This window comes from Phyllobacterium sp. A18/5-2 (genome assembly GCF_025452215.1).
GTDB lineage: Bacteria > Pseudomonadota > Alphaproteobacteria > Rhizobiales > Rhizobiaceae > Phyllobacterium > Phyllobacterium sophorae.
On record NZ_CP104966.1, the window covers coordinates 1282792 to 1301786 of the forward strand.

14 protein-coding genes and 4 pseudogenes are annotated in these 18995 nt (G+C 55.3%); 10 read left to right on the forward strand and 8 right to left on the reverse strand.

Annotation, left to right across the window (positions count from 1 at the left end; all coding sequences use genetic code 11):
- Window positions 1-160 precede the first annotated feature (160 nt).
- The 3 genes and pseudogenes from N8E89_RS06420 to N8E89_RS06430 all read right to left on the reverse strand — a co-directional run bounded on the left by N8E89_RS06420 (window position 161) and on the right by N8E89_RS06430 (window position 4399).
- The gene (locus N8E89_RS06420; RefSeq protein ID WP_106662144.1) at window positions 161-937 is read right to left on the reverse strand and encodes a Bax inhibitor-1/YccA family protein; all 777 of its coding nucleotides are present in this window, start codon (window positions 935-937) and stop codon (window positions 161-163) included.
- 192 nt (window positions 938-1129) lie between these two features.
- Window positions 1130-3698 (reverse strand): annotated as a pseudogene (locus tag N8E89_RS06425) (ABC transporter permease).
- Complete coding sequence (locus N8E89_RS06430) at window positions 3695-4399, reverse strand: ABC transporter ATP-binding protein (protein ID WP_262261472.1); 705 nt, start codon at window positions 4397-4399, stop codon at window positions 3695-3697. The pseudogene N8E89_RS06425 and the gene N8E89_RS06430 overlap by 4 nt, the downstream one beginning before the upstream one ends.
- A 70-nt stretch (window positions 4400-4469) precedes the next feature.
- On the opposite strand from N8E89_RS06430, the gene N8E89_RS06435 reads away from it, so the two are divergent.
- Complete coding sequence (locus tag N8E89_RS06435; RefSeq protein ID WP_113171532.1) at window positions 4470-5141, forward strand: arylesterase; 672 nt, start codon at window positions 4470-4472, stop codon at window positions 5139-5141.
- A gap of 170 nt (window positions 5142-5311) precedes the next feature.
- Complete coding sequence (gene thpR, locus N8E89_RS06440; RefSeq protein WP_262261474.1) at window positions 5312-5908, forward strand: RNA 2',3'-cyclic phosphodiesterase; 597 nt, start codon at window positions 5312-5314, stop codon at window positions 5906-5908.
- On the opposite strand, the gene N8E89_RS06445 is transcribed toward thpR, so the two are convergent.
- A complete protein-coding gene (locus N8E89_RS06445) occupies window positions 5860-6330 on the reverse strand; it encodes a low molecular weight protein-tyrosine-phosphatase (protein WP_106662150.1) in 471 nt (156 codons plus the stop codon). The genes thpR and N8E89_RS06445 overlap by 49 nt on opposite strands.
- 154 nt (window positions 6331-6484) lie before the next feature.
- Between N8E89_RS06445 and N8E89_RS06450 the strand changes: the two are divergent.
- The 4 genes and pseudogenes from N8E89_RS06450 to N8E89_RS06465 form a co-directional block, all read left to right on the forward strand.
- Window positions 6485-6841: pseudogene (locus N8E89_RS06450) on the forward strand (YkvA family protein); the annotation flags it as partial.
- A gap of 303 nt (window positions 6842-7144) precedes the next feature.
- Window positions 7145-7648, forward strand: coding sequence for an invasion associated locus B family protein (locus N8E89_RS06455; RefSeq protein WP_106662152.1), 504 nt, complete (start codon window positions 7145-7147; stop codon window positions 7646-7648).
- A gap of 124 nt (window positions 7649-7772) precedes the next feature.
- A pseudogene (gene rlmN, locus N8E89_RS06460) lies at window positions 7773-9013 on the forward strand (23S rRNA (adenine(2503)-C(2))-methyltransferase RlmN).
- Window positions 9010-9444 (forward strand): hypothetical protein, encoded by a 435-nt coding sequence (locus N8E89_RS06465; protein ID WP_106662154.1) that lies wholly within the window; start codon window positions 9010-9012, stop codon window positions 9442-9444. The pseudogene rlmN and the gene N8E89_RS06465 overlap by 4 nt, the downstream one beginning before the upstream one ends.
- 6 nt (window positions 9445-9450) lie before the next feature.
- Here N8E89_RS06465 and N8E89_RS06470 read toward each other — a convergent pair whose 3' ends face one another.
- Complete coding sequence (locus N8E89_RS06470) at window positions 9451-10092, reverse strand: LysE family translocator (RefSeq protein ID WP_106662155.1); 642 nt, start codon at window positions 10090-10092, stop codon at window positions 9451-9453.
- A 293-nt stretch (window positions 10093-10385) separates the two neighbouring features.
- Between N8E89_RS06470 and N8E89_RS06475 the strand changes: the two genes are divergently transcribed.
- The 3 genes from N8E89_RS06475 to N8E89_RS06485 all read left to right on the forward strand — a co-directional run bounded on the left by N8E89_RS06475 (window position 10386) and on the right by N8E89_RS06485 (window position 15629).
- Complete coding sequence (locus tag N8E89_RS06475; RefSeq protein ID WP_262261479.1) at window positions 10386-12092, forward strand: ArnT family glycosyltransferase; 1707 nt, start codon at window positions 10386-10388, stop codon at window positions 12090-12092.
- Window positions 12093-12207: 115 nt separating this feature from the next.
- The gene (locus N8E89_RS06480; RefSeq protein WP_262261480.1) at window positions 12208-13431 is read left to right on the forward strand and encodes an argininosuccinate synthase; all 1224 of its coding nucleotides are present in this window, start codon (window positions 12208-12210) and stop codon (window positions 13429-13431) included.
- A gap of 146 nt (window positions 13432-13577) precedes the next feature.
- Entirely contained in the window at window positions 13578-15629 is a 2052-nt protein-coding gene (locus N8E89_RS06485) for a M3 family metallopeptidase (RefSeq protein WP_262261482.1), read from the forward strand.
- A 6-nt stretch (window positions 15630-15635) separates the two neighbouring features.
- Here N8E89_RS06485 and N8E89_RS06490 read toward each other — a convergent pair whose 3' ends face one another.
- Entirely contained in the window at window positions 15636-16457 is an 822-nt protein-coding gene (locus N8E89_RS06490; RefSeq protein WP_262261849.1) for an alpha/beta fold hydrolase, read from the reverse strand.
- Between the two features lie 190 nt (window positions 16458-16647).
- Window positions 16648-17070, reverse strand: coding sequence for an organic hydroperoxide resistance protein (locus N8E89_RS06495; protein WP_113171537.1), 423 nt, complete (start codon window positions 17068-17070; stop codon window positions 16648-16650).
- Window positions 17071-17224: 154 nt separating this feature from the next.
- On the opposite strand from N8E89_RS06495, the gene N8E89_RS06500 reads away from it, so the two are divergent.
- Window positions 17225-17695, forward strand: a complete 471-nt coding sequence (locus N8E89_RS06500) for a MarR family winged helix-turn-helix transcriptional regulator (protein WP_113171551.1) — start codon at window positions 17225-17227, stop codon at window positions 17693-17695.
- 46 nt (window positions 17696-17741) lie between these two features.
- Here N8E89_RS06500 and N8E89_RS06505 read toward each other — a convergent pair.
- A pseudogene (locus N8E89_RS06505) lies at window positions 17742-18777 on the reverse strand (aspartate-semialdehyde dehydrogenase).
- Between the last annotated feature and the right edge of the window lie 218 nt (window positions 18778-18995).

The following is an 18995-nucleotide window of genomic DNA, read 5'->3' on the forward strand; positions in this document are numbered from 1 at the left end:
CACAAGCAGAGGATAATCTTGCCAATGTCATGCACGTCTTCGCCGCGAATTTGAAGAGGTGCCGTATCGAAAATGCCATCACTATGGCTGGGCAATTTGCCGATCAAAAGAAAAGGGCAGCGTTTCCGCTGCCCGATTCCCAGTTCACGTCACAATCGAATTATTCGCGGTTGCCCAGGAACTGCAGTAGGAACATGAACATGTTGATGAAGTCGAGGTAGAGCCGCAGCGCGCCCATGATCGCCTTGCGGCCATAGGTGTCCGAGGCATCGCCTTCGTAGTACATCTCCTTGATGTTCTGCGTGTCATAAGCGGTAAGACCCGCAAAGACCAGAACACCGATCGCGGAGATGGCGAACTGCAACGCGCTCGACGCAAGAAAAATATTGACTACAGAAGCAAGAATGATGCCGATCAGGCCCATGAACAGGAACGAGCCCATTCCGGATAGATCACGCTTTGTAGTGTAGCCATATAGCGACAACGCGCCGAACGATGCAGCCGTGATGAAGAACGTCTGAACAATGCTTCCGGATGTATAAACGAGGAAGATCGACGACAGCGAAGCACCAACAAGGGCTGCATAAACCCAGAAGGTAGTTTGAGCTGCCGATACCGACATCTTTTCGATACGAAAACTCAGGAAGAACACTGCGGCAAGCGGTGCGAGCATCACGAGCCATTTCAACGGCGATGTGTAGAAGACAACGCCGAAGCTGGTCAGCATCTTGCCGTTCGGCAGTGTCGCTGCGGCCAGAGAAGGATCATTCGTGGTCGTGAGATAAACGAGTGCAAGAGCAGCAAGACCGGTCACTGCAAGACCGATCCCCATCAGATTGTAGACTTTGAGCATGTAGCTGCGCAGACCCTGATCGATCCCCGCGTCCACACGCACTCCGGCCGATGTACGGGCCTGGATGTTGCGATAGTCAGCCATGATTAACCTCATTTGCTTCGTCCCGTCGGGTGTCGGGTTTATTCCCCAGGCGCCGCTGGCGGGACCCCAGCATGCCTTGGGACAAATTATGGGGATTCAGTGGCCTCATAACAAGACCTTATTCACTCAAGAATACGTGTATCGCGGCCAAAAGGCGATGAATTGCTCAAAAATTACACTTTTTTAACGATTTCAGAGGTTTCGCAGGACCGGAGCGGCCTTCTGACCGAGGATCTCGCCATGTACCCGCAAGTCCAAATCCGACGGTCAGAACCAGAGCCACAATCACTGTCATGACCGCGACTTCCGGCTGAAAATATGGCGGCAATGTCATAACCCGTACAATCACGTACCACGCCGCGACGCCACCCGCCATGAGCGCAAATATCGCCGTCGAAAGGCCAAGGAGCATGTATTCGAGCGTGAACGCTTTGATCAGCGTGCGTCTCGTCGCGCCCAGCGTTTTCAACACGACTGCGTCATGCACACGGGCCCGATTGCCCGCTGCTAGCGCACCGCCCAGTACAAGTATTGAGGCAATCAGCGCGACCGATGCAGCCGCACGGATCGCCACGGCCAATTGACCGACAAGTTCATTGGCGATGGTGATCGCGTCCTTGACGCGAACCGTCGTTACTGCAGGGAAGGTTCGGGTCACCTCGCGCATAACAGTTGCCTCCTCTTGTGGAGTCGAAGCACTATCTGTCAAAGTCGCCAGCCAGGCATGCGGTGCCCCTGCGAACGTATTGGGGGAAAATACCATGACGAAATTGATGGCCAGCGATTCCCATTGCAGTTGGCGCAAATTGGCGATGCGTGCGGTGACGTTTCGGCCAAGCACGTTCACCGTCACCGTATCGCCAATCTTGAGACCAAGATTACCAGCCTCTTCCGCCGAGAACGATACAAGCGGCTCGCCGGTATAGTTCGCCGGCCACCAACTGCCTTGCGTCAGCGCCGAATTTTCAGGAACGCTTTTGGCGTAGGTAATGCCACGATCGCCACGCAACACCCACGCGCCTTCGGGAGAAATGGTCATCTTGCTGATATCGGTGCCATTGAACGCGACTATGCGGCCGCGCAGCATCGGCGCGCTGACGATTTTGCCGTTGGGCGCCGCCTTTTGCACAAGATCGGTAAACTGGTCCACCTGCTTGCTCTGGATGTCCACGAAGAAGAAGTTCGGGGCCCGTTCGGGCAGGTTGCCGGCCAGCTGCTGGCGCAGACTGCCATCAATAAGCCCAAGCGTAACGAGGAGCGTCAACCCCAACCCGAGCGACAGCACGACTGACGGCGTGAGTGCACCGGGTCGGTGGATATTGCCAATGGCGAGCCTCAGCGCGGTCGAGCGAACCCGTGGCGCACGCCGCGCCAACCACTGAACCAGGCTCGAAACTGCCCGCAAAACCAGAAATGAAAAAATCACCGCACCGATGAAGATTGTGGCGATCCTTCGGTCATAGGCGAAAAATACCGCAAGCAGGCAAAGAATGGCGATCAGCGCGACCGCAACAACGATGTAGAAGGTCTTTGGCCACCCCCTTTGTTCAAATCCCTGTTCGCGGAAGAGCGCCGTTGCCGGGACATCCCTGGCGCGCCCGAGTGGCAGGATTGCAAAGCTCAGTGTTGTCAAAAGTCCAAACAGGGCCGCCCACGATAATGCGCCAGGGTAGAATCCGCCCTTGGCCGCAATAGGCAGGACATTTTGCAACGCATAACCCGCCGCATAAGGAATGATGGCGGCGATCACGAGGCCGAGAAGTATCCCAATCAGGGCGATGATCAAGATCTGAATCAGATAGACAGCTATGACAAACCAGCCCGGTGCCCCGAGTGATTTGAAGGTTGCTATGACGCCGCGCTTGCCATCGAGATAGGCTCTGACGGCATTGGCAACACCGACACCGCCAACGATGAGTGCGGTAAGCCCCACCAGCGTGAGGAATTGGGAGAACCGCTCGATATTGGCGCTGAGCGATGGCGCTGCATTGGTCCGGCTGCGTATCGTCCAGCCAGCTTCGGGAAACATTTGCCGGGCTTCGTCGCGGATCGCCGTGATGGTGGCTTCGCTCGCCTGTACGGGCAGCGCGATCTTGTAGCTATGGTCGACCAGACTTCCCGGTTGAACCAGTCCTGCGGCAGCAAGGCCGTCCAGCGATACCATGAAACGTGGCGCAAAGCCGAAACCATCGGACAGTAGATCCGGCTCATTGGTGATGACGGAACGCAGCTCGAACGTCGCCGAGCCCATCAGAACGCGGTCACCGAGCTTGAGATTGAGACGGTCCAGAAAAATTTGCGCCACGGCCGCGCCGAAAACACCGTCTTTTTCAGCAAATAGCGTATTGTGATCAAATGCGGGTGTTGTTTCCAGCCTGCCATAGAGCGGATAAGCATTATCCACTGCCTTCACCTCTACCAGCGACTGGTCGGAGCCATCGGCAAGTCTTGCCATCGAACGCATGTTGGCACTCACGGCGACTTTACCCTTGCCGGCCAGGAATGCTCGCTCTCCGGGTGTGACTTCACGCTGGTTCAGTTGAAAGCGGATGTCTCCCCCAAGAATACTCTGTCCTTGTGCGGAAATGCCTGCAGTAACGGCATTGGCCACGGAATTGACGCCGCCGATGGCGGCGACACCCAGAGCGATGCACGCAAGAAATACATAGAAGCCGGACAACCCGCTGCGCATTTCGCGCAACGCAAAACGCAGAGCCAATTTAAGTGATGGTGACGTGCGGGTGGAAAGCAGCTCGCTCATGCGGTTTTCGCCAGCTCTCGGGCAGCTTCGTCTGTTTCGATCAAACCTGATCGCACACGAACTTCCCGGTCGCAGCGTGCTGCAAGCGTAGCATCATGCGTAACCAGGACGAGGGTAAGTCCAAGTTCCTTTTGTTTTTCGAAGAGGAGGTCGGTGATTTGACGACCCGTCGCTGTGTCAAGGTTCCCGGTTGGCTCATCAGCAATGAGGATTTTTGGCGAAGGCGCTAGCGCTCGGGCAATTGCCACCCGCTGCTGTTCGCCCCCGGAGAGTTCGCCCGGATAATGGGTCACGCGGTCAGCAAGTCCGACTGCTGCGAGTACCCGTTCAGCAATGGCAAAAGCATCCGGATTGCCCGCAAGTTCCAGCGGAACGGCAACATTTTCGAGCGCAGTCATATTGGGAATGAGGTGAAAGGACTGAAAGACGATGCCTATATTCTTGCCGCGAAACGCGGCAGCAGCATCCTCATCCATAGTCTCGAGCCTCTCGCCGGCAATCTGTACGGATCCGTAATCCACGCGCTCCAGACCGGCAAGCACCATCAGCAACGTGGATTTGCCGGAGCCAGACGGCCCGACAATACCGACGGACTGTCCGGAGTTGATGTTGAGCGAGATACCTTTCAGCACGTGTACCGAGGAAGGCCCGCTGCCCAGTGTCAACTCAATGTGATCAAGTGCGATGACAGATTTAGTCACGAGATGACTTCCTTTGCGATATGGTCGACACCAATTATGGTTGCAGCTGGTCTGATATGGGTACCCGAGAATGAGATTCAAACCATTGATACAAATACTGGTTTCACTTGGTCTTGTTGCCTTGCCGTCGCTGGCTTTGGCCAATCAAAATGCCGTGTCCAGCCACCCGCTGGCAGTGGTGGGTTTCGGTGACAGCCTGATGTCAGGCTTCGAGCTGCCCGTTCAGGACTCCTTCACTGCGCAACTTGAAAAGGCTCTGAAAGACAAGGGTGTCAATGTCACGATCGCCAATGCCGGAGTGGCCGGCGAGACGACGACTGATGGTCTTTCCCGCCTCGAATGGTCGATTCCGGATGGAACAGACCTCGTCATTCTCGAATTCGGTGCCAATGATGCGTTGCGCGGCATCTCACCGCAAATTAGCGAGAAAAACCTCGCTGACATTATTGAAAAGCTGAAACAGCGCAACGTACAGGTTATTCTCGCAGGCATGCTCGCACCGCCAAACATGGGCGATGACTACGAAAAAAAATTCAACGCGATTTTTCCGAGACTGGCTGCAAAATATAACGTGCCGCTTTATCCGTTCTTCATGGAAGGTGTCGCTACCGAAAAGTCACTGCAGCTTGAGGATGGGATGCATCCCAACGCCAAGGGCGTCGCTAAAATGGTCGAAGGATTTATGCCTGTCATCGAAAAAGCCATCGCCGAGTCCAGCATTGCGACTGGCGCAGCGCAGTAAGCAATCATCCCGGATTGCAGCCACGCGGCTGTGCAAATACAGCCGCTATGATGCTTACGCATTAAGCGTGTCTAATTTGTCGCGCCAGAAGATAATCTGAACTAATGCCTTGCTCCCAGACTCATTCAATGATTCTCTAGAGTTACAACTCGATTCGGGGAGGATGCCTTATGCCGCGTCTCTTTACTGCCCTCGAAATCCCGAGGGACGCCGCTCTCTCACTATCGCTTTTGCGCGGTGGTTTGCCCGGTGCCCGATGGATTGATGTCGAAAACTATCACATCACATTGCGCTTTATCGGCGACGTCGAAGGCCATGTCGCCGATGAGGTAGCCAATGCGCTCGATCGTATCCGGCGGCCAGAATTCACCCTCAAGCTTTCTGGCGTCAATGCATTCGGTTCGAAAAAGCCGCACAGCATCTTTGCCGGCATCTCGGCATCGCCGGATATTCAAGCGCTGCAGTCCGAGATCGAACGTATATGTCAGCGCCTGATGCTGCCCGCAGATCCGCGCAAATTCACACCACACGTGACGTTGGCCCGGTTGCGCAACGTTCGTAATGAAGAGGTCGCGCACTATCTGTCGTCGCGTGGCAACTTCTCAACGGCACCGTTTACGATTGGACGGTTTGTGCTGATGTCGTCGCGCGATTCAATCGGTGGCGGACCTTACATCGTCGAGGAAGCCTGGCCACTGGAGGCGCCGCGCTCTTCCTATCAGAACGCCTTCGAAAGACCCGTTGAAGCTGCCAGAATCATTCGGTAGACCCGCTCGAAATCGCCATTCGTGCCGTAATAGGGATCGGGGATATCGAGGGTTGCGCCGGACGCGATCCCGTAGAAGAGCCCTATTTGAGCGCGTGCATTCAGCGGCCGGCGCGCTTCGATTGCTGCAACGTTGGTGCGGTCCATGCCGGCGATCAAATCAAAGCGCGTATAGTCGTCTGCTGTTAGTTGGCGGCAGCGTTGACTCGAAATGTCAATTCCGTACTTGCCTGCGACCGCGATTGACCGCGGATCCGGAGGTTCGTCCGTGTGATAGCCATTCGTACCAGCGGAATCGATGAGAATGCCCTCGCCCTTGCCCTCCGCTACGAGAAATGCCCTGAACACGCCTTCGGCCAACGGCGAACGGCAGATATTGCCAAGACAAACGAAGAGAACAGAGCGAAACGGGTGGTTTTTCATGAGTACAGCTTGATTGGGGACGAGCAGCGCGGGTAACCACACCATCGTATGCAACGAAATCTTTGATGGGCAATGTCACAGCAATTTGATCGAAAGTCTTGCACCCCGTCAAAGTCCTTCCCATGTTGTCACGGAATAGGTTGAAGGAATGAGAATGGACGACGTGAAGATCGGTGAAATTCTTGAGCCAGGGAGCGATGATCAGCGCCGTTCCCGCGAGGAACGCGTTCGCGCGCGTTTTTGGAAAACCGTTCGCAAGGCCGCAAAGGCCGTGCCGTTTCTGGAAGAGGTCGTAGCCGGGTATTTTTGCGCTCTTGACCCCGCAACGCCAACGAAGGTGCGGGGGATTCTCTTGGCTTCCCTCGCCTATTTCGTGGTGCCGCTGGATTTTATTCCCGACATTATCCTCGGCCTTGGTTTTACCGACGACGTCGCCGTCTTGATGGCGGCACTGACAGCAATCCGCACTAATATTACGCCAGCACATCGGGCGGCCGCCAGGAAAGCGCTTCGAGGATTTGGATCGGGGTGGTTCGCTTGGCGATTGATATCGGCACCATCACAAGCTTGTGATAGCGTCAAACGTCAAAGTCTCGCCGCTTTTGGCTGGCTGGAGTTTGCGAATGAAACTTCGAGCGGAATGTGCCCCCGTCATGGCTCTGAAAATCGCTTTTTTGACCCTGTCTTCACCGTTTGGTAACCCAGATTAAGTCAAATTAAGAGAAAGCGAACTGGACAATGCGGCATCTGGATTTTCTCCGGGCCATTGCCGGTTCACGAGTTATGAAGTGAACGAAAGAAACTGGTAGGTAATATGTTTGGAAAATCAATTGTAGCGATGTCTGTGCTCATCCTTGGGCTGACAGGAACAGCTCTTGCCCAAACCCCGAGTCAAATCAGCCAGTTCAACGCTTGGGGTGCCTACAGCTATCAGCAGGGCAAGGGGAAAGTATGCTACGTCCTCTCGGTTCCGGTGGACAAGCAGCCGGCCAAGATTGACCATGGCGATAATTTTTTCATGGTAAGCCAGAAGCCGGGTCAAAATGTCAGCTTCGAGCCACAATTCAAAGCAGGGTACGACCTGCAGGAAAATTCGAAAGTAGTCGTGACCATCGATGATCGCACTTTCTCGATGTTCACCAATGGCAGCCATGGCTGGATGGAAAATGCCGCTGAAGAACCGCAGCTTGTTGCCGCTCTCCGCTCCGGTCAAAAAATGACGATCAATGCGGTTTCGAAGCGCGGGACGAAGACGAGTTATGGCTATTCACTGAAAGGTGTATCGGCTGCATTGAAAGCAATTGCGACCTGCAAGTAGTCACATTCTGCTCTCGTGTTTGAGAAGCCGGACACACCCTGTCCGGCTTATGCGCTTGTGGAGGTGACGCGCGCGCCAGAACGTGATATGAGCCGCGCTTCCGATAAGAACGTTAGAAAACCCCATGTCCGTATCGCTTGACCTGACACCTCCTGTTGCCCGGGACAAATCCCGTGATGCATTCCTCGCTTCGATGAAGGAAGTGCCTTCACTGATTGGCTTGTCGCGCGCGGAAATGGGCGAGGCCCTCATCGCCATTGGTGTACCAGAGCGGCAAGTAAAGATGCGGGTCGCTCAGCTCTGGCACTGGCTCTATGTGCGAGGTGTATCTGATTTCGCCGACATGTTGAACATTTCGCGTGACATGCGCGAACTGCTTGCCCGTCATTTTACTGTGGCGCGCCCGGAAATCGTTGAAGAACAGATTTCCAATGACGGTACGCGCAAATGGCTTTTCCGCTTTCCGCCACGCGGAGCTGGAAGGCCGGTGGAGATCGAGACTGTTTACATTCCCGAGGAAGGTCGCGGTACGCTGTGTATCTCCAGCCAAGTCGGTTGCACCCTCACATGCTCCTTTTGCCATACCGGAACCCAGAAGCTGGTTCGCAATTTGACTGCGGAAGAGATTCTGTCCCAATTGCTGATTGCGCGCGATCGTCTCGGCGATTTTCCCGATAGAAATACACCTGATGGCGCCATCGTTCCGGCCGAAGGCCGTAAGGTTTCCAATATTGTCATGATGGGCATGGGCGAGCCCCTCTACAATTTCGAGAATGTGAAAAAAGCGCTGCTGATCGCCTCCGACGGCGACGGGCTCTCACTATCCAAGCGGCGGATTACGCTTTCGACTTCCGGTGTCGTACCGGAGATTTATCGTACGGGTGAGGAGATCGGCGTCATGCTGGCAATCTCGTTGCATGCGGTAAACGACGACTTGCGCGATATGCTGGTACCGATCAATAAGAAGTATCCGCTGAAGGAACTGCTCGACGCATGCCGCGCCTATCCGAGCTTATCCAACTCGAAGCGCATTACTTTTGAATATGTAATGCTCAAAGGCGTCAACGACTCTGCTCGCGGATGCGAAGGAACTGGTGCGGCTTCTGAGGGGCATCCCGGCCAAAATAAACCTGATCCCGTTTAATCCGTGGCCCGGCGTCAACTACCAATGCTCCGATTGGGAGCAAATCGAGAAATTCGCAGACTACGTCAACAATGCCGGCTATGCCTCGCCAATCCGCACACCGCGCGGTCGCGATATCCTGGCGGCTTGCGGTCAGTTGAAGTCAGGAATCGGAGCGCATGAAAAAGACGGAGCGTCTGGCATTCGAAGCCGCCATGATTGCCGGGCACGGCGAAGATTGAGCCAGCTCCTGCATTATCTATTCCGGTTTGCGCTGATCATTTTTGGATTTATTTGTGCCATTGTTGCGGCCTCGATATTCCTCAATATGCTGCTCATCGGCGGCTCTGAGTGGATTGGTGATGAGGGCCCATTCCTCTATATGACCGTTCCGGCATTTGCCGTGGTCATCGGGTACAGCGTTTTCATTCCTGCCGCTGTCCTGATCCTCTATGCCGAGCTCACGAGCTGGCGTGACTGGCTGTTTTACGCCCTGGGCGGCGCGGGTACGGCTGTATTCGTTATCGTCTGGAAATGGCGGCCGCAAACGGAAGACATCAGTACCTTCGCAGCTATTCTTGCCACCGGTGTTGTCGGCGGTTTCGTCTACTGGCTAATTTCGGGACGCAGCGCGGGTCTGATCGTGCAACGTCCCGACGACCGCGAAGGCTAGGATAGGCTACTTCGCCTGTGCCATCAGGATCTTTGCCGCAAACGCCGAGAACACCCCGGCGAACAGCCAGTCGGTGATACGCGTCACGGTTGGATTCTTCTTGAGCAATTTTGAGAATGTGTCAGCGGCGATAATCATTGGCGCAACCACAGGAAGCGCCAAGGGGATGAATAGCACACCAAGGAAGAACAGCTTGCCCGGAGCATGAGGATCACTCGCCGATACGAATTGCGGCAGAAACGTCATAAAGAACAGGATGATCTTCGGATTCAGAAGGTTTATCCCGAATCCGGTCAGCCAGTTTTGCAGCAGCGTGTGCGATTGCCCTGCTTGCTTTTCCGGTGAGAACGCTGATCCATTGCGAATGGCCTGATAGGCAAGCCAGACAAGATAAGCCGCCCCCACTATCTTCAGCGCAAAAAACGCACTCGGCGAAGCCACAATGAGCGCCGATAGGCCAACGGCAACCATCGTCGTGTGCACGACAATGCCGCTACTCGCGCCCGCAAGACACGCAAAACCCGCCGCCTTTCCTTCCGACAGAGCCCTGCCGACAAAAAGCGTCATATCGGGCCCCGGCGTAATAGACAATACGAAGGTCGCGATAGCGAACTGCAGTATAATCGGCCAATCTGGGATGAAGTTCATTGTGGGCTCCGTCTGAAACTGCCGAAACCTAACGCGAAAGCTCGAACTTGGCCATCCGGTTTAAGCAAGGCAGAACATCGCATGCAAGAATCCTGTGTCCCACAAACCGTATTCCCGGGCATGACCTGGCAGAGCGAAGTTCTTACCAGCCGATTCTATCCGGCCTAAGACGGTCCGGCGCGATTTTCAGGCTCCCCTCCACTCAATCTTATTACAATTGCATCTTTACGTTGGGGATAGCCATTGATACGGATATGAAGCCGAACGACAGGGACAGATGCCATAGATAACTGATGTTTCAGAATGACACCGCCACGATAGCGGCCGATCATCCGGGCCTTCGATACGATAGGATATCGAGAACCAAACTGGTTGTTTTTCTTGCCTTGGCGTTCATTGTCGGCCTCTTGCCGCTTTGCTCAAGCCTCGTTCTACATTTCCCCGACGAGCGCTACTACTCCAATGGCGCAGTGATAATGATCCAAAGCGGCGATTACCTCACCCCGCACACTGCAGAGGGTGAGGTGCGGCTGAAAAAGCCGCCCTTCACCTACTGGATGAGCCTCGCTGGCATGAAGATTTTTGGCATCTCCGTGCTCGGCTCACGGTTCTTCTGGCTGATCGGTGGCGCCACAATCCTTTTCGCGACATTCCAATTCACCCACATGCTGTCCCGCAGTGACCAAACGGCATTGCTCGCAGCCGCGATGCTTGCCTGCAATTTTGTTTTCCTGCGCGCAAGCATCAACGCAATTCCAGATCTACCGCTGACATTGTTCATGCTTTTGAGCTTCATCGGGTTCACTTGCCTCCTCTTCCGCCAAGATCGCCAGACCTATTACGGCCTGCTTGCATATGGCGGTACCGGGTTGGCCGTTCTCACCAAGGGCCTGCTGCCGCTGGCCATGGTGACCTATGTCGTTGCTTTTAGCGTTGGCTTACCTTCAATGCGCCAGCGTGCGCGCCGGCTTTGGGTCCCCGTGGCAATATTGCCTTCGTTCATGCTGTCCGGTGCATGGTTTGTTTATCAATCTTTCACCGCATCACGGGAACTCGCCTCGGACTTTGTCGGTGACCAGATTTCCGAAAAAGTTACCTTCGGCATAAGCACCTTTCTGAACGGTATGGGTGACAATCTCGCCGGGCTGTTTCTACCTGTTGTTCTGTGGCTTATCATGCTCCTTGTCGGCAGCAGGACGAGCGGCAAGCGTCCAAATTTGAGTTCGGTTGAAGGCGCCCCATTCATCGCCGGCTGGATCGCTAGCGTTGCCATCATATTTGCCCTCGCAGAATACACGTCTCACCGCTATGTCATGCCCGTCGTACCGCTGGTATGCGTACTTCTGGCATGCGCACTGCAAAGCGTTATGGACCAAAGGTCAGACAATCTGTTGCGGGTGGTTTTGCGTTTGTGCATAATCCTGACTGCCGGCGTGCTGGCAGTAGTTCTAATAATTGGATTGCTCCTTCTCTCACCGGTCATCATTGTTGGTCTCACGATAGCAACGTTCATGGGGCTGGCTGCTCTCTGGCTCTCGAGCAGCAACGCCAGGACTGACCAACTGGTGTTGTGTTTCGCGCTTCTACTGCTTGGAGGCGTATTTATCGCCACGCCGATCCTGAGTGGCCTCCTGTTGCCTGACATTGGTGAAGCTCTGGCTGCGAAGGCAACCTCTCTCCATCTGCCTGAAAATGAAGTTTTATTCATTGGCTCTCACCTTGATGCGGCAAAAGTCCGTCTGCATACAAATCGCGACACGCCTTTCAAGCAGACGCGCCATTTTCCTGCGGCCGGGATAGCTCCGGAAATCAAGTTGGTGATGACCAACGAGAAATCGGTCGCAGACACGCTCGGCACACAAGGATTCTCCGTCGAAGAGGTTGTCGCCGGCTGGCGTCGTGTCCAATGGCAACCCTTCATTGCTGCGCTCAAATCTCGTCAACTGATCGAGGCGCGCGAGCGGTATGGTCAGCATGGCTGGATCGGAACTCGAAAATAGCCAAGCGCGCTATCGTTCGTTGCAAGGCAAAACTTGCCAACATCGCACCAACTGCTAAAAGACCCGCAACAGATGCCTATCGCGCCTCATGGCGGTCAATATTCAGGGAAATACAATGAACAAGTGGAAAGACGTCAAGAAAGTCGTGCTGGCCTACTCGGGCGGTCTCGATACATCGATCATCCTGAAATGGCTGCAGACGGAACTCGGCGCCGAAGTCGTGACTTTCACCGCCGACCTTGGCCAGGGCGAGGAACTCGAGCCGGCGCGCAAGAAAGCTGAGATGCTTGGCATCAAGGAAATTTATATCGAGGACGTGCGCGAAGAATTCGTGCGTGACTTTGTTTTCCCGATGTTCCGCGCCAATGCTGTCTACGAGGGTGTCTATCTGCTCGGCACTTCCATCGCCCGCCCGCTGATTTCCAAGCATCTCGTGGAGATTGCTGCCCGCACTGGCGCTGATGCCATCTCCCATGGTGCGACCGGCAAGGGCAACGATCAGGTGCGCTTCGAACTATCTGCCTACGCGCTCAATCCCGATATCAAGGTAATCGCCCCTTGGCGCGACTGGACCTTCAAATCCCGCACGGATCTGCTGGAATTTGCTCGCGAGCATCAGATCCCGATCGCCAAGGACAAGCTCGGTGAAGCGCCGTTCTCGGTCGATGCCAACCTTCTGCACTCGTCGTCCGAAGGCAAGGTTCTTGAGGATCCGTGGCAGGAAGCGCCGGAATATGTGCACCAGCGCACCATCTCACCGATGGATGCGCCCGACAAGGTGACGGAAATCGAGATCGCCTTTGAGAAGGGCGATGCAGTCGCCATCGACGGCAAGCCGCTTTCACCGGCAACGCTGCTAAAGACACTCAATGATCTGGGCCGTGACAATGGCATCGGACGTCTTGATCTGGTTGAGAACCGTTTCGTCGGCATGAAATCACGCGGTGTCTATGAAACACCGGGCGGCACGATTCTCTTGGCCGCGCACCGTGCCATGGAATCAATCACTCTCGATCGCGGTGCGGCTCATTTGAAGGATGAATTCATGCCACGTTACGCTGAGCTCATCTATAGCGGCTTCTGGTTCTCGCCGGAGCGCGAAATGCTTCAGGCGATGATCGACAAGAGCCAGGAAGATGTCGAAGGCACCGTTCGTTTGAAGCTCTACAAGGGCAATGTCATGGTGTCCGGCCGCAAATCGAAGAAGTCACTCTATTCCGATGCGCTTGTAACCTTCGAGGATGACCGCGGCGCCTACGACCAAAAGGATGCAGCCGGGTTTATTCGCCTCAACGCATTGCGCTTGCGCACACTTGCTGCCCGCAAGCGCAACAGCTGATAGTTCTCAACGCAATAGAGCGGGGCCCTGCCCCGCCTTTTGTTTCGCGCCGGAGACATACTTTATCGCCCCTCCCGCTTGTGGCCATCGCGTCGCCGTCCTAGATGTTGGAACCAAACTGTTCTTGCCATATGACGGAGCGCCCCATGTCCTCGACAAAACCGGCCATCAATCCCGCACTGACCGAATGGACTGGCCCTCTGGGATTGCCAGATTTCACAGCTTTCAAAGACGATGATTTCGCTGACGTCTTCGACGCGGCTCTCACATCTGATCTGGCAGATATCGAAGCGATTGTGACTCATCACGAGGCCCCGACAATCGAGAATACACTGAAGGCATTACAACTCTCAGGCAAGGCCCTTGACCGTGTTTCGGCAATTTTCTGGCTGAGGGCCGGAGCCCACACCAATGACAAGATCCAGGCGCTGGAACGGGTCATTGCCCCCAAAATGTCACGGCATTCTTCATCGATCATGATGAATCCACTGCTCTTCGCCCGCATCGACTCTCTCTACCAACAGCGCGACCTGCTCGGTCTCGACCCTGAAACCGACCGCGTGCTGGAGAAAACGTGGAAAGGTTTTGTGCGCAGCGGTGCAAGGCTGGATGTGCAAGGCAAGGCGCGGCTTGCCGACATTAATGAGAGACTTGCAAGTCTTGGAGCGCAATTCGGTCAGAATGTCCTGAAGGATGAGGCCGACTGGGCGCTGTTCATTACGGATGAAACGGAATTGGCCGGCCTGCCAAACTTCGTGCGCGACGCGATGCGCGGCGCGGCCGAGGAGCGCGACCGTGCTGATGCATGGGCGGTTACGCTGTCGCGTTCGATCATCGAGCCCTTTCTGTCCTTTTCCCAAAACCGCGCCTTGCGCGAGAAGGCCTTCAGGGCGTGGGCAGCGCGCGGCGAGAATGGCGGTGAAACGGACAATACCCGCATCGTTGCCGAGATGGTGAAGTTGCGCGCCGAGAAGGCCGGGCTTTTGGGTTATCAGAGTTTTGCTGCCTATAAGCTCGACGATACGATGGCCAAAACACCAAAAGCAGTCATGGACCTGCTGGAACCAGTATGGGACAAAGCGCGATCACGCGCCGCCGAAGAAGAAATCGACCTGCAACGGCTCATTGCTGGTGAAGGCCACAACCACAAGGTTGAGCCATGGGACTGGCGGTACTACGCTGAAAAGCTGCGCAATGAGCGCTTTGCCTTCGATGAGACCGAGTTGAAGCCCTATCTGCAGTTGGAGAAGATCATCGAGGCCTGCTTCGATGTCGCCACACGCCTGTTCGGTATCCGTTTCGAAGAGAAAACCGGCATCCCGACTTGGCATCCTGATGTGCGCGTCTGGGAAGTCCTTAATCCGGATGGCAGCAAGCGGGGTCTCTTCCTTGGCGACTATTTCAATCGTCAATCGAAACGCTCGGGCGCCTGGATGAGCGCCTTGCAATCGCAGCACAAGCTCGACGGCGAACACAAGCCAATCATTTATAACGTCATGAATTTCGCCAAGCCACCCAAGGGCGAACCCGCTTTGCTTTCGCTCGATGGCGCGCGAACACTGTTTCACGAATTCGGCCACGCGTTGCATGGGCTTTTGTCGGACGTCACCTGGCCCGCTATTTCCGGCACATCGGTATCGCGCGACTTTGTCGAACTGCCATCGCAGCTTTACGAGCATTGGTTGACCGTACCGGCTATCCTGGAAAAATATGCCATCCACTACCGCACGGGCGAAGCCATGCCGAAGGCGCTACTCGACAAGGTGCTGGCAGCGAACACGTTCAATGCAGGGTTCAATACGGTGGAGTTCACCTCTTCCGCATTGGTGGACATGGCGTTCCATGCTGACGGCACACCACCAGCCGATCCGATCAAGTTCGAAGCGGAAACATTGAAACAGTTGGAGATGCCGGATGCGATCATCATGCGTCACCGCACGCCGCATTTCACGCACGTGTTCTCCGGCGATGGCTATTCGGCCGGCTACTATTCCTATATGTGGTCGGAAGTACTCGATGCGGATGCCTTCAAGGCATTTGAGGAAACCGGCGATGTTTTCAACGCCGATCTCGCGGCAAAGCTGAAGCAGTATATCTATTCGGCGGGAGGAAGCCGTGATCCGGAAGAGCTTTACAAGGCTTTCCGCGGCAAGATGCCCACGCCCGATGCAATGATCGAGAAACGTGGGCTTGCTTGAGCCAGATCAGGCTTTGGCGAAGGCCAGCAAATCTTCGTTGAGCTGGTCCTTGTGGGTCGTCGCAAGACCATGCGGAGCGCCCGGATAGACCTTCAGTGTGGCATTCTTGACAAGCTTGACCGCTTTGCGGGCGGCATCGTCAATCGGCACGATCTGGTCGTCATCGCCGTGGATGAACAATGTCGGCACGTCAATTTTCTTGAGGTCTTCAGTGAAGTCGGTTTCCGAGAACGCCTTGATGCAGAAATAGGAAGCTGGCATCCCTGCCATCATACCCTGCAGCCAGAAGGAATCCCTGACACCTTCAGAGGCTTTTGCACCGGGCCGATTGTAGCTATAGAACGGCAATGACAGATCCTTGAAGAACTGCGAGCGGTCCGCGATGACACCGTCGCGGATGCCATTGAAGACATCGATCGGCAGGCCTTCCGGATTGGCGTCGGTCTTCAGCATCAACGGCGGGACGGCGCCGACCAGCACCGCTTTGGCGACTCGTTTCGTGCCATGACGACCGATATAGCGCGCCACTTCGCCACCGCCCGTCGAATGACCGATCATGATTGCGTTCTTCAGATCGAGCTTTTCAAACAGCTCTGCCAGATCGTCGGCGTATTGGTCCATGTCATTGCCGTTCCACGGCTGACTCGAACGACCATGGCCGCGGCGGTCATGGGCGATTGCCCGGTAGCCATGCGACGCCAGAAAGAACATCTGGTCTTCCCAGGCATCAGCAGTGAGCGGCCAGCCATGGCTGAAGACGACCGGCTGTCCCTTGCCCCAATCCTTGTAATAGATCTCGGTTCCGTCTTTTGTCGTGATCGTGGTCATCGCATTGTGTCCTTTCACTGGTTGGCTGGATTTTGATGTCTTGGGTGTCTGCGCCGCCATTGCACCGCTCGCTGGAAAGCTGGCGGCGGCAATAAGGCCCGCGCCGGCGGTCAGGAAGGAACGGCGTGACGTCAAATGAGAATTGCTCATGATACTGGTCCAGTTGACCCTAGCTTGACAACCCAGGGTGTCAATTAATTGAAATACGTACATTCAGATTGCTGCGGGTTGCTTCGGAATAGGGGCAGACCACGTGTGCGCCATCGACGATTTCGCGCGCTTGTTCCGCTTCCACACCTGGCAGAGTGACAGCCAGCGCGACATCGAGGCCAAAACCCTTGCCATCGTCGCGGGGACCAATGCCGACTGTGGCGGTGACTCCTGTGTCCTCCGACAGTTTGACCTTCTTTTGCGAGGCTACATATTTGATTGCGCCGAGGAAGCAAGCGGAATAGCCGGCCGCAAAGAGCTGCTCGGGGTTGGTCCCCTCGGCACCATTGCCGCCAAGTTCCCTGGGGGTCGAAAGCGTGACGGCCAACCGGCCATCTTCGCTGGTGGCGCGGCCATCACGGCCGCCGGTTGCTGTCGCCTTTGTCGTATAGAGAATGCTCATTGGTTTGTTTCCCTGACTGGATTTGCTTGATTAGATTGCACACAATTTAATTGTGTGCAATAGAAATTTTGTTACGAGTGGCGAAAAATTAAATGATGCGCAATCTAATGCGTTTGGCTATCTTGCGCAGACCGAACCGGTAGGAGTGACCAGGATGGAAAATGCGATAGGAAACGCGCAGGAGTCGCAGCTGAAGCTGTCGAACTTTCTTTGTTTCGCCATTTACTCCACCGCAAATGCGGTTACGCGCGCCTATCAGCCGCGCCTTGCTGCGCTTGGGCTGACCTATCCGCAATATCTGGTGATGGTGGTATTGTGGGAGCAGGAAAATCAGACAGTGAAGGCCATAGGCGACAAGCTCAGCCTTGATTCAGGCACACTGACACCCCTGTTGAAACGCCTTGAAACGGCAGGTCTGATTACAAGACGGCGCAACACCGTTGACGAGCGACAGGTCCTGATTGGATTGACAAATGAGGGCCGCAAGATGCGCGAGCGTGCCGAAGCTGTGCCTGTCGCCATGGGTCAGGCATTTGGCTGTAGCATGGACGAAGCGCAGTCACTGCGGTCCGAACTGATCACGATGCGAGATAATCTCGTCGCTAGCATCGGAGAGACAAAATAAAGGGCGCGATATCCCGCGCCCTTTCTGTGCCGATTGCGCTATGCGATCAGGCTGCAATCTTCTTCGGCTGAATCAGCCCGCGTGCAACCAGAAGCTCTGCAATCTGGATCGTATTGAGCGCGGCGCCCTTGCGCAGATTGTCCGATACAATCCAGATCGAAAGACCGTTTTCGACCGTGATATCCTCACGGATACGCGAAATATAGGTCGCATCCTCGCCCGCAGCTTCATATGGCGTTATATAGCCGCCATCTTCATGGCGATCGATGACCAGGCAACCTGGCGCATCGCTCAGGATTTCCCGGGCTTCTTCTGCACTCATCGGGCTTTCGAATTCGATGTTGACCGCTTCCGAATGACCAATGAAAACCGGAACGCGCACGCAGGTCGCCGTGAGCTTGATCTTGGGATCGAGCATCTTCTTGGTCTCGGCGACCATCTTCCACTCTTCCTTGGTGTAGCCATCTTCCATGAACACGTCGATGTGCGGAATCACATTGAAGGCGATGCGCTTGGTGAACTTCCTCGCTGTCACCGGATCGGCAACGAACACTGCGCGGGACTGTTCGAACAGCTCGTCCATGCCTTCCTTGCCGGCACCCGACACGGATTGATAGGTCGAGACAACGACACGCTTGATCCTTGCCTTGTCATGCAAAGGCTTCAGGGCAACGACAAGCTGTGCGGTCGAGCAATTCGGATTGGCAATGATGTTCTTCTTGGTGAAACCGGAAATCGCGTCGGGATTCACTTCCGGCACGATCAGCGGTACGTTGGAATCGTAGCGCCAGGCCGAGGAATTATCGATGACGACGCAGCCTTGCGCGCCGATCTTGGGTGACCATTCCTTGGAAATATTGCCGCCTGCCGACATGAGGCAGATATCCGTATCGGAAAAGTCAAAGGTATCCAGCGCCTTGACCTTAAGCGTTTTGTCACCAAAGGACACTTCGGTCCCCTGCGACCGGCGCGAGCGCGAGTGCAACGACTTCACTGACGGGGAAGCCGCGCTCCTCCAGTATTGTAAGCATTTCGCGGCCCACATTGCCCGTGGCGCCAACAACTGCAACCTTGAAACTCATCTGTGTATCTCCTGTCCCTCTCAGCTGTTCAGAAACCCGCTGGCCACTGCGGGTCTTTTCCCCCGGGCCGGACCCGGGAGGGGGCGAGCAGGCCAAGGGAAATCAGACCGTTTTGGTGGTCGTTTTCGCAGTCTGTTTGGCCGAAATTTTGCGGAAAAGAGCAGGCGCACCAGCGCATCCGGCAATCCTGCCGGTATCGTTCGTCGAAAACAGCGCTT

Excerpts from the sequence above, each read along its gene's own strand:
- N8E89_RS06420 (WP_106662144.1), bottom strand. The coding sequence starts at position 937 with ATGGCTGACTATCGCAACATCCAGGCCCGTACATCGGCCGGAGTGCGT.
- N8E89_RS06435 (WP_113171532.1), top strand. The coding sequence starts at position 4,470 with ATGAGATTCAAACCATTGATACAAATACTGGTTTCACTTGGTCTTGTT.
- thpR (WP_262261474.1), top strand. The coding sequence starts at position 5,312 with ATGCCGCGTCTCTTTACTGCCCTCGAAATCCCGAGGGACGCCGCTCTC.
- N8E89_RS06445 (WP_106662150.1), bottom strand. The coding sequence starts at position 6,330 with ATGAAAAACCACCCGTTTCGCTCTGTTCTCTTCGTTTGTCTTGGCAAT.
- N8E89_RS06455 (WP_106662152.1), top strand. The coding sequence starts at position 7,145 with ATGTTTGGAAAATCAATTGTAGCGATGTCTGTGCTCATCCTTGGGCTG.
- N8E89_RS06470 (WP_106662155.1), bottom strand. The coding sequence starts at position 10,092 with ATGAACTTCATCCCAGATTGGCCGATTATACTGCAGTTCGCTATCGCG.
- N8E89_RS06475 (WP_262261479.1), top strand. The coding sequence starts at position 10,386 with ATGTTTCAGAATGACACCGCCACGATAGCGGCCGATCATCCGGGCCTT.
- N8E89_RS06480 (WP_262261480.1), top strand. The coding sequence starts at position 12,208 with ATGAACAAGTGGAAAGACGTCAAGAAAGTCGTGCTGGCCTACTCGGGC.
- N8E89_RS06485 (WP_262261482.1), top strand. The coding sequence starts at position 13,578 with ATGTCCTCGACAAAACCGGCCATCAATCCCGCACTGACCGAATGGACT.
- N8E89_RS06490 (WP_262261849.1), bottom strand. The coding sequence starts at position 16,457 with ATGACCACGATCACGACAAAAGACGGAACCGAGATCTATTACAAGGAT.
- N8E89_RS06495 (WP_113171537.1), bottom strand. The coding sequence starts at position 17,070 with ATGAGCATTCTCTATACGACAAAGGCGACAGCAACCGGCGGCCGTGAT.
- N8E89_RS06500 (WP_113171551.1), top strand. The coding sequence starts at position 17,225 with ATGGAAAATGCGATAGGAAACGCGCAGGAGTCGCAGCTGAAGCTGTCG.